The sequence below is a fragment of the Cellulomonas fimi genome, from assembly GCF_012952065.1.
Taxonomy (GTDB): Bacteria; Actinomycetota; Actinomycetes; order Actinomycetales; family Cellulomonadaceae; genus Pengzhenrongella; species Pengzhenrongella fimi_A.
In genome coordinates, this window is record NZ_JABCJJ010000011.1 from 105,357 (window position 1) to 114,610 (window position 9,254).

Here is a 9,254-nt window from a genome sequence, read left to right on the forward strand (position 1 = left end):
ATGCGGTGCGGGACCGGCTCTACCTCCTCTGTGTGGTCGACCACCCCCCTCTTGCACCCGACACCACCCCACCCGCCGAGTGCGACCTTCCGACGCTTCCCCGGCGGCGCGCGCCGGTGGAACGTCGCACTCGCAGGGGCGAGAGCGGTCGGCTCACCCCTGCGGGCGGCAGTCAGACCGCCGCGCGCTCGCTCCAGGCCTCGCGGAGCCGTGCCCGAGCCCGCGAGAGCGCCGCGTCGGCCCCGCCGCGCGAGATCCCGAGCACCTCGGCGAGCTGCGCGCCGTCGAGCCCCTCCCACGCGTGGAGCAGGAGGATGCGCCGGTCGCGCGGCGACAGCGCCGCGAGGACGGCGCGGACCTCGTCGTCCTCGACCGCGAGGGTCGCGGGGTCGCTGTCGTCGACCTCCTCGGGCACCACCTCGACCGGAACGGGTCGCAACTTGCGGCGGTGGTTGGCGAGCACGAACCCCGCGGTGCGGTACAGCCAGGGCAGCTCCGCGCCGTCGGGCACGTCGTCGCGCCGGCGCCACGCGACGGCCAGGACGTCCGCGGTCAGGTCCTCGGCGTCGTCGCGCGGGGCGCGGCGCACGAAGTAGCGGTAGAGCGCGGTCGAGTGCAGGTCGAAGAGACCCTCGAACCAGGCGTCGTCGCGGGGCGCCACGGGAGTCTCCAGTCAGTCATCCGGCTGCCTACACCCGCACTGTGTCGCACTCGCCCCGCATCTTGCACCCGCGAAGGCACCGATCGCGGCACGTGTCAGACCCAGCGCGCGCCCGGGCCCGCGCACCGCCTGACACGTCAAGCGCAACCCCACGCCAGCGCCAGCGCCCCACCCCCCACCCCCCCACGTGTCAGACCCAGCGCGCGCCCGGGCCCGCGCACCGCCTGACACGTCAAGCGCAACCCCACGCCAGCGCCCCACCACCCCCCACGTGTCAGACCCAGCGCGCGCCCGGACCCGCGCACCGCCTGACACGGGTCACAGGCCCTCGGCGACCGCTGCCGTCACGTTCAGCCAGGCCTCGCGCGTGGCCGGTGCGAGCTCCTCGACCACGAGCGGTCCGCCCGAGACCAGCGCCGCGTCGTGCGGCACGTCGAGCACCGTCCGCGTCAGCCGACCGAAGTGGTGGTGGAGCCGCGCGCGGAGCCTCGGGTCGACGTCGGCGGCGGGCGCGGAGAGCACGGTCACCGCACGGCGCACGGCATCGTCGTGGCCGGTGGCGCGGAGCGCGTCGACGGCCCACGCGGCCGACTGCGCCGTGTCCTCGCGGATCGTCGAGACGATGACGAGCTGGTCCGCCGCGTCGACCGCCGCCTGCCAGTTCGAGGCCCGCATGTTGTTGCCCGTGTCGATCACCATGACGCGGTAGAACCGCGCCAGCGTCCGGTGCAGCGCCGAGAACGCCTCCGCGTCGATCGAGGCGGCCGACGCCGCGTCCTCGTCGGAGGCCAGCACGTCGAACTGGGCCGTGGGCTGCGAGCGGACGTAGTTGTCGAGGTCGCCCACCCGGGCCGACCTCGCGTCGGCGAAGCGGCCGAGGTCCTGCAGCAGGTTGACGGCCGTGTTGGTGTGCGGGCCGTGCGCCGACCGCCAGCCCAGCGTGCCGCGGGTCTCGTTGTTGTCCCACGCGAGCGTGTACCCGCCGCGGTGCGTGCCGAAGGTCGCGGCGATCATCAGCGTCGCGGTCGTCTTGTGGGCGCCGCCCTTGGGGTTGAGCACGACGACGGTCTTCGGGCCGTCGAGGCTGCGCTGCACGGAGCGGACCGCGGCCCGATGACGGAGCTCGGCCCGACCGGGCGACGGCGCCACGAGGCCCCCGGTCAGGCGACGGACGTACGCCTGCCAGCCCAGCTCGGCCGGGCCCTCCGGAGGACGCGGTCGGGTCGCGAGCAGGTCGTCGAGCGTGGGCAGGTCCTCGCGTGGCCGCGGCGACGGTTCCTGCCAGGTGCGCGGCGGCGTCCGGTCGTCGGTGGTGAAGTCGGTCGGCACCGCGGGGATCGTGATGGTCGGCGCGTCCTGCGGAGGGTCGACCGGGTGGGAGCTCGCCGGCACCGCGGCGGACCGACGCGGCGGGATGGTGATCGGTGAGCCGTCGGTCGGCGGCGGGGGATGGGCAGGCGACGCGTCGGGAGGCGGCGTGTCGGCGTGCGACGCGTCGGGAGGCGGCGTGTCGGGCGACGCCACGGTGGGGGCCGGGGCGGTGGGGGCAGCGGCGTCGGGACCGCCCTCGTCCGCGTACTGGCGGCGTCCGCGTGGCTCGTGCGACGCGCCGCTCGCCTCCTCGACCGTCCCGTCGGGGTGGATGGTGACGAACCACTCGCCGCCCGGATCCTGGATGCGGAGGTGGATCAGGCGGCCCTCCTGGGCGGCCCGCCGGGCGATGGCCTCGATGACGGCGGCGTCGGCGTCCGCCACGCTCGCGGCGGAGAACCGGTGACTCACCCCCTCGACGACGAGCTCGGCCTCGCCGTCGGGCTGGACGAGGGCCTCGGCCCAGACGCCCGCCGCGGCCGCGCTGCCGGGCTCACTCATGGGCTCGCTCCCTGTCCGATCGCGCCGATCCACGTGCTACGAACGGGCGACCAGCAGGGCGCCCGCGGGACGAACCTACGCCGCGACGCAGGTGGGCGCACTGTCGTGCGGACGCCGCGAGCCCCGCGCCCGGCCTCGCCCCGCTCACCGAGCGCCGCCGAGTCCCTCACGATCCCGCGGTCCCGGCCGATGACGACCTCATGACGACGACGCACCTCGACGACGCGGTGATCGACGTGACGCCGCAGCCCGTCCCCTGCGCCGCCCGCCCGTGGACCGACTTCGTGCACCTCGACGGCTCCTGCGCGTGCTTCTACGGCGGCCCGGCCCCGCTGTTCTCGGTCCCCCAGCAGCGCGCCTCCTCCGGCGTCTGAGCCGTCGCCGGGCCGTAGCGCCGCGGGGTCCTGCGCACGCACGAGTGCCCCGGCCGGAGCCGGGGCACTCGTGGTGGTGCAGAGCCTCAGAAGAGGGCAGAGCCTCAGTGGAGGCTCGAGATGATCCGCGAGATCAGAGCGGGCGGATGTTCTCGGCCTGCGGGCCCTTGGGGCCCTGCGTGACGTCGAACTCGACCTTCTGGTTCTCGTCGAGCGAGCGGTAGCCGCTCGTCGCGATGGCGGAGTAGTGGGCGAAGACGTCAGCGCCGCCGTCGTCGGGGGCGATGAAGCCGAAGCCCTTCTCAGCGTTGAACCACTTCACAGTTCCGGTAGCCATGATGAATTCTCCTCCAGGAGCGTTCGGTCGACCCCGACTGTCGGGGTCGCTCGTCGCGGTGTCCGTCGTCCGCTCCAGGAAGGAACAAACCGCGCCGGCCCGGGGGGCCGACAACGTTCAAGACGTTCGATGCACAGCAACTTCGAGGCCAGCGTAGCCGACTCAGCTCCACGGGGGAACGGGACCGCCTCCACCGTGTCGCTTGCCCGTGCGCCGAAGGGCACCGCCACAGCCGCCCGCGGGCGCCGGGCTCAGCCGACCACGACGCGGTCCCGACCTGCGCTCTTCGCCGAGTACAGGGCCGAGTCGGCCGCCGCGACGGCGCCGCGGCCGAGCGCCGACCGGCCCACCCCCACCGACACCGTGACGCCGAGCCCTGCTGCGACCTCGTGCCACGGCGCCACGCGCACGGCGTGGTGGAGCCTCGACGCGACCTCTGCGGCCGCCGCCCAGCCCCCCTGGACCAGGATCACGAACTCGTCCCCCCCGTACCGCACGACGACGTCGCCGCCCCGGGTCTGCGCGCGGAGGATCACCGCGAGCCGCCGGAGGACCTCGTCGCCGACCGCGTGCGAGTAGTGGTCGTTGACCTGCTTGAACGTGTCGACGTCCACGAAGATCGCCGCCGCGTCCTCCGTCGCCTCGTCGATCGCCTGGGCGAGCAGGCGCCGGTTCCCGAGACCGGTGAGGGGATCGCGCAGCACGTCACGACCGATGCGGTCCGTCGTGACCGTCAGCTCACGCACCCGGTTGTGCGCCTGGAGCGCGAGGAAGCGCCCGTCGCGCTCGTTCCACAGCTGGTCCAGCGCGGCCCGGCCGAGCCGCCTCAGCACGTCGACCGCCGGATGGTTACCGTGCTCCGCGACGTGGACGTCCGCGAGCGCCTCGGTGGCGGCCTCCACCCACACGTCGCGGCCCGCGTCCGGAGCCCTCTCCAGGACGTGCGCCAGCTGCGCACGGGCCTCGTCGTACCCGCCCGCGGCGGAGGCCGACGCCGCCAGGACGAGCCGCGCCAGGTGGCTCTCGACGAGCTCGGCCCGGAACGTGAACCGCCGCATCGCGTCCTCGACCCGCGCGGCGGCGAGCTCGACCTGGCCGAGCCGGGCGAGCGCGTACGCCTCGATGACCTCGGCCCGGGCCACCATGCTGCCGTTGCCGGCCAGCCGGGCGATCCGCGCCATGCGGAGGGCCCGCTCGGCCGCTCGGACGAAGTGCGCACGACCCTCGGCCCCCCGCCCGACGAGCTGGAGCGTGGTCCCCCAGAACGTGCTCAGCAGGGCGAGCTCCTGCACCACGAGCACGTCGACGTCGGAGTCGTGGCTGGCACGGATGCCGCGGAACATCTCGTCGGACTGCTCGAGGAGATGCACCGAGCGCAGCGCGAGCGCGATCGCCATGCTCGTGGAGAGGTGGCTGTAGGTGCCCGGCCGCACGTACGCCATGAGGTGGACGGCCTCCGCGAGCGCGTCCATGGCGCGGCCGATCTCCTGGTTCCGGTTCGAGGCCTCCGCGAGCAGGCCCAGCGCCTTCGCACGCCACGCGGTGTCCGGCGGCGCCGCCTCGAGCTCCGCGAGCAGCTCGAGCGCGACGGCCACCGCCTCGGGGTGCCGGCCCCCGTCCTGCAGCGCGACCCCCTGGACGTAGAGCAGGAACCTCGTCGTCGCGACGTCGCCGGCAGCCCGCGAGACCGCGAGCCCCTCGCGGCACAGCTGCACGGCCCGCGCGTTGTCGCCGTCGACGTACAGCCCGTGCGCGAGGTCCGCGAGCTGGTCGAAGGGACCGAACTCGGCGACGTGGAGCACCAGCGCGGATCGGTCGTCGTCCACGTGTCCCCCTCCCCTCGCCGCCCGGCCGCAGGTCGCGGCACAGGTTAGGTGCCCATCGGCAGCGGCGCCCGATGGTGAAGGGGCGTGGCGCAAACGTCACCCGGGCGAGGTCGGGCGCTCCCCCCTAGGCTCGGGCGCGTGGGCAAGCCGTTCCTCCTCCTCGCGTCGAGGGCCGACGACGACGCGGCGCACGAGGAGCACGCCGCGTTCCTCCGCTTCGGCGGCCTGCGGCCGGGCGAGCTCCACCGGGTGCGCATGGAGGCCGGCCCGATCCCTCCTCTCGACCTGGACCGCTACGCCGGTGTGCTCGTGGGCGGGAGCCCGTTCTGCTCGAGCGATCCCGTCGAGAAGAAGTCGGAGGTCCAGCTCCGGGTCGAGGACGAGCTCCGGCACCTCCTCGACGAGATCGTGGAGCGCGACATGCCGTTCCTCGGCGCCTGCTACGGCGTCGGCACGCTGGGGGTGCACCAGGGCGCGGTCATCGACTCGACCTACGGCGAGCCGATCGGGGCCGTCCCGGTGACACTGACGCCTGAGGGGCGCGACGACCCGCTCCTGGCGGGATTCCCGGACAGCTTCGACGCGTTCGTCGGCCACAAGGAGGCCTGCCGCACGCTCCCCCCGCACGCCGTGCTCCTCGCGTCCTCACCGAGCTGCCCGGTCCAGATGTTCCGCGTCAAGCAGAACCTCTACGCGACGCAGTTCCACCCCGAGCTGGACGTCCCGGGCATCCTCACCCGGATCGAGACCTACCGCTACGCGGGGTACTTCCCGCCCGACGAGGCCGACGTCGTGGCCGACCGGGTCCGACACGCGGACGTCGACGTGCCGCCCCGGATCCTCGCCGCGTTCGTGCGCCGCTACGCGACCTGAGCGACGACGAGCGCCGCGTGCGCCTGACCAGCTCCACGGCCAGGGACGCCAGGAGGAGCGCGCCCAGCACGCCGGCCAGGACCGCGGGCAGCCCGAGGGCCGCGGGCTCGCCTGCCGCACCGGCGAGCAAGCCGTCGATCAGCAGCCGGCCCCCGGCCAGGGAACCCAGGCCCACCAGCACGGGAACTCCAGGCCCTCGGAGTCGGCGTCGTCGCGCGGCGGCCCGAGCGCGTCGGCGACCCGGGCGGCGTACTCGTCCGCCGGGCCGAACGCCTCCGCGAGTCCTCCCCGGTCTCCTGGAAAACTTCCGGCCGGGGCCGGCGTCACCCTCGCGCCGGCTCGACGCGACGAGGCCCTCGGCCTCGAGCCGGGTGAGGACCGGGTAGAGCGTGCCGCCCTTGACCGTGCCGAGGCCGGCCGCCTGAAGACGCTGCGCGATGGCGTAGCCATAGGTCTCGTCGTCGGCCACGACGGCGAGCACGCACAGCGAGAGCACGCCGCGCGTGACCCATGAGCCACGTCACCAGGTAGTTGGGTGTGTCCGATTTGACCTGTTTGTCCCGGCCCTGCCAGCATCGGCGTCGCAGGGGGCCAAAGGGGGCAACACGGACAGACACGCGCGGTGCGTGTCGCGGTTCCTCGCGGGATGTCCCCTGCTCAGGGGAAGATCCGCATGAAGCGTCTCAGCAAGATCCGGGCGGCCATCGTGTCCGCCACCGCCGCCCTCCTCGTCGCCGGCGTCGTCGGCGGCGCGCCCGCCCAGGCCGCCGAGTGGGAGCCGCCGCCGCTCGACGGCCGGGCCGTCGTCACCGTCTCGACGCTCTGGGGCGTGGAGCGCGTGGTCACCGGTCCCGAGCTCTCGGCGATCATCGCCCGGCCCGGCCTCTACACGGCCTACTCCCTCTACTTCGACCGCAACGAGACGAACTGGGCGGCGAACGGCGCCGCCGGCTGGCTCGTCTTCTCGGTCCAGGACCCGCCCAACGAGCTCGTCACGTCGTTCGGCAAGGCGTCGGCCACGGTCGGCCAGATGGCGCAGGTCGCCGAGCTGTGGAAGGGCTGCGTCACGACCCGCACGCCGCTCAGCGCGCCCGACAGCACCGCGAAGGTGACCGTCTACAGCGGCGCGCGCTGCTCCTGACGACGAGCGCGTGACGCACGACGACGCCGCAGCGGCCCGCGCGGAGCCGCTGCGGCGTCGTCGTCCCCGGGTGTCACCACGTCGGCACCGGCTACGCCGCAGTCGCCCGGTATCGGCTACGCCGCGGTCCCCTGCGCGCCACCGGCGGCAATCCCGAGCCTGTCCAGCAGCAGCTGGCACGCCTCCGCGTACGGGTTCCCCGCGATCTCCGTGCGTACCCGGTCCCAGTCGACCTGCTCGCGCAGCGCACGCGCGACCGGCAGCACCCGGCCGAGGTCGCAGTAGTGCTCCTGGAGCACCCGCATCTTCGTGGAGATGACGTCGGTCGCGCTGATCACCGGCATCCGCACGGCCGCGACCTCGAGCTCGTCCGCGCGCTCGAACATCTCCGACGAGACCTGCTCGCCGCACATGCGGAAGAGCACGTCGACCAGCTGGCCCTCGTGGTAGGCCTTGAACAGCCAGTCCTCGGCCGGGTCGCGGATCTCGAGCCCCGCGCCCTCGATGGCGACCTTCGCCCGGTCGACGTCGGTCTCGCTGATCACGAAGTCGACGTCGTGGTCGGGCTCGGGGGCGCCGCGCGCCCACGCGGCGTAGGTGCCGCAGAGGGCGAACGGCACTCCGGCCTGGCTGAGGGCGACCGCGGTCAGCCGCATGCCGTTGACCAGCGCTTCCCGTTCTTCGTCGGCCATGGGTCGAGCGTGCACGATCAGGTGCGGCGCCGCACCAGCAGGGCAATGATCGAGTGGATGCGACTCGCGACGTTCAACATCCTGCACGGGCGGTCCCTCCGCGACGGCGAGGTGGACCTGGACCGCTTGGCGGGGGCCGTCCGGTCGCTCGACGCGGACGTGCTGGGTCTGCAGGAGGTCGATCGCGACCAGCAGCGCTCGCACGGCGCCGACCTGACGGCCCTCGCGGCCGAGGCGATGGGGGCGCCCGAGCACCGGTTCATCGCGACGCTGGCCGGCGCGCCGGGCCTGTGGTCGGCCGCCACGGGCGAGAGCCAGCCGCAGTCGGCGATGTACGGCATCGCGCTGCTCAGCCGCTACCCCGTGCGCTCGTGGCGCGCCATCTCCTTGCCCGCCCTCCGCGGCCAGGTCCCCGTCGTCTTCCCCGGCGCCCCGGGACCGACGCTCGTGCGGGACGAGCCGCGCGCCGCCGTCGTCGCGGTCGTGGACGCCCCCGAGGGACCCCTCACCGTGGTCGCGACGCACCTGACCTTCATCCCGGGCTGGAACACGGTGCAGCTCAAGCGCCTCGTCCGACTCGTCCGCGACCAGCCGCGCCCCCTGGTCGTGATGGGCGACCTCAACCTCGAGGGCGACCAGCCGGCCCGGGCGACCCGGATGCGCGCGCTCGCCACGGCGTCGACCTACCCGGTGAGCGAGCCGGACCGCCAGCTCGACCACATCCTCGGGTCCGGCCCGGTGCGCCCCCGGACGGACGGCGCGAGCCTCGACCTGGGCCTCTCGGACCACCGCGCGCTCGCCGTCGACGTCGCGGTCGGTCGCGTGGACGGGCTGCCGGCCCGCTGGCGGTCGCGCTAGTCGGGCTCGATCACGACGTCGAACCACACCGTCTTGCCGTCGCGGCCGTGGTGCTCGACGCCCCAGTCGGCGGCGAGCACCTCGACCAGAGCCATGCCCCGCCCGCTGTCCGCCGTCGGCTCGGGGTGCCGGACGACCGGGTCGGCCGTGCTCTCGTCACGCACCGAGACGCGCACCGTGTCTCCCGCGCGCCGCGCACGCACCCGTACCTCACCCCCGGTCGGACCGTGCAGCGCCGCGTTCGCGACGAGCTCACCCGTGAGGAGCTCGATGACCTGGTTCTCCACCCCGTAGACGCCCTCGGCGGCCAGCTCGTTCATCACCCAGTGCCGCGCGACCCGCGCCGACGCCGTACGTGCCGGGAGCGTGAGCTCGTCGGCCCCGCGGGAGGTCCCCGACTGGTCGAGGTTCCGAACCCCCTGCTTGCCGCCCTGGATCGCTCTCAGATGCGTGCGCCCGCGATCCACGGGCCCAGCACGCGGCTCGTCTCGATCGCTCACTGGTCCACCATCCTTGTGTCGGCGCTCCCCGATGGGGCGCTGATGCACCCGAGGTGCCACCAGGTCATCGCCCTGCTCGCTTGACGCGTTCGACGTCCAGCATGAGATATGCGGGGTCTG

At 74.0% G+C, this 9,254-nt stretch carries 11 protein-coding genes and 1 pseudogene; 4 read left to right on the plus strand and 8 right to left on the minus strand.

Annotation, left to right across the window (positions count from 1 at the left end):
* Positions 1-172: 172 nt before the first annotated feature.
* Both HIR71_RS09180 and HIR71_RS09185 read right to left on the minus strand, forming a co-directional pair.
* Positions 173-661, minus strand: coding sequence for an RNA polymerase sigma factor (locus tag HIR71_RS09180; protein WP_169324754.1), 489 nt, complete (start codon positions 659-661; stop codon positions 173-175).
* Positions 662-979: 318 nt separating this feature from the next.
* A complete protein-coding gene (locus tag HIR71_RS09185) occupies positions 980-2,533 on the minus strand; it encodes a MinD/ParA family ATP-binding protein (RefSeq protein WP_169324755.1) in 1,554 nt (517 codons plus the stop codon).
* Positions 2,534-2,733: 200 nt separating this feature from the next.
* On the opposite strand from HIR71_RS09185, the gene HIR71_RS09190 reads away from it, so the two are divergent.
* Complete coding sequence (locus HIR71_RS09190; protein ID WP_169324756.1) at positions 2,734-2,907, plus strand: hypothetical protein; 174 nt, start codon at positions 2,734-2,736, stop codon at positions 2,905-2,907.
* 133 nt (positions 2,908-3,040) lie between these two features.
* Here HIR71_RS09190 and HIR71_RS09195 read toward each other — a convergent pair whose 3' ends face one another.
* Both HIR71_RS09195 and HIR71_RS17465 read right to left on the minus strand, forming a co-directional pair.
* Positions 3,041-3,244 (minus strand): cold-shock protein, encoded by a 204-nt coding sequence (locus HIR71_RS09195; protein WP_169324757.1) that lies wholly within the window; start codon positions 3,242-3,244, stop codon positions 3,041-3,043.
* A gap of 251 nt (positions 3,245-3,495) precedes the next feature.
* Positions 3,496-5,070, minus strand: a complete 1,575-nt coding sequence (locus tag HIR71_RS17465) for a GGDEF domain-containing protein (RefSeq protein WP_169324758.1) — start codon at positions 5,068-5,070, stop codon at positions 3,496-3,498.
* A 138-nt stretch (positions 5,071-5,208) separates the two neighbouring features.
* Between HIR71_RS17465 and HIR71_RS09205 the strand changes: the two genes are divergently transcribed.
* Positions 5,209-5,943: a glutamine amidotransferase gene (locus tag HIR71_RS09205; RefSeq protein ID WP_169324759.1), complete on the plus strand. Its 735-nt coding sequence runs from the start codon at positions 5,209-5,211 to the stop codon at positions 5,941-5,943.
* Positions 5,944-6,081: 138 nt separating this feature from the next.
* On the opposite strand, the gene HIR71_RS16440 is transcribed toward HIR71_RS09205, so the two are convergent.
* Together HIR71_RS16440 and HIR71_RS16445 are read right to left on the minus strand one after the other, a co-directional pair.
* Entirely contained in the window at positions 6,082-6,270 is a 189-nt protein-coding gene (locus HIR71_RS16440; protein WP_211373992.1) for a hypothetical protein, read from the minus strand.
* 34 nt (positions 6,271-6,304) lie between these two features.
* Positions 6,305-6,439 (minus strand): annotated as a pseudogene (locus tag HIR71_RS16445) (PadR family transcriptional regulator); the annotation flags it as partial.
* A 177-nt stretch (positions 6,440-6,616) separates the two neighbouring features.
* Between HIR71_RS16445 and HIR71_RS09215 the strand changes: the two are divergent.
* Positions 6,617-7,084: a hypothetical protein gene (locus HIR71_RS09215; RefSeq protein ID WP_169324760.1), complete on the plus strand. Its 468-nt coding sequence runs from the start codon at positions 6,617-6,619 to the stop codon at positions 7,082-7,084.
* 116 nt (positions 7,085-7,200) lie between these two features.
* Here the strand turns inward: HIR71_RS09215 and HIR71_RS09220 are convergent, their stop codons facing one another.
* On the minus strand, positions 7,201-7,776 hold the full coding sequence (locus tag HIR71_RS09220) for a hypothetical protein (protein WP_169324761.1): 576 nt from the start codon (positions 7,774-7,776) through the stop codon (positions 7,201-7,203).
* A gap of 57 nt (positions 7,777-7,833) precedes the next feature.
* Here HIR71_RS09220 and HIR71_RS09225 point away from each other — a divergent pair, with 57 nt between their 5' ends.
* A complete protein-coding gene (locus tag HIR71_RS09225) occupies positions 7,834-8,634 on the plus strand; it encodes an endonuclease/exonuclease/phosphatase family protein (protein ID WP_169324762.1) in 801 nt (266 codons plus the stop codon).
* Here the strand turns inward: HIR71_RS09225 and HIR71_RS09230 are convergent.
* On the minus strand, positions 8,631-9,134 hold the full coding sequence (locus tag HIR71_RS09230) for an ATP-binding protein (protein WP_311836196.1): 504 nt from the start codon (positions 9,132-9,134) through the stop codon (positions 8,631-8,633). The two genes, HIR71_RS09225 and HIR71_RS09230, sit on opposite strands and share 4 nt — an antisense overlap.
* Between the last annotated feature and the right edge of the window lie 120 nt (positions 9,135-9,254).

Coding starts and splice junctions, on each gene's coding strand:
- HIR71_RS09225 (WP_169324762.1), top strand. CDS start 7,834: ATGCGACTCGCGACGTTCAACATCCTGCACGGGCGGTCCCTCCGCGAC.
- HIR71_RS09185 (WP_169324755.1), bottom strand. CDS start 2,533: ATGAGTGAGCCCGGCAGCGCGGCCGCGGCGGGCGTCTGGGCCGAGGCC.
- HIR71_RS09195 (WP_169324757.1), bottom strand. CDS start 3,244: ATGGCTACCGGAACTGTGAAGTGGTTCAACGCTGAGAAGGGCTTCGGC.
- HIR71_RS09190 (WP_169324756.1), top strand. CDS start 2,734: ATGACGACGACGCACCTCGACGACGCGGTGATCGACGTGACGCCGCAG.
- HIR71_RS09215 (WP_169324760.1), top strand. CDS start 6,617: ATGAAGCGTCTCAGCAAGATCCGGGCGGCCATCGTGTCCGCCACCGCC.
- HIR71_RS09220 (WP_169324761.1), bottom strand. CDS start 7,776: ATGGCCGACGAAGAACGGGAAGCGCTGGTCAACGGCATGCGGCTGACC.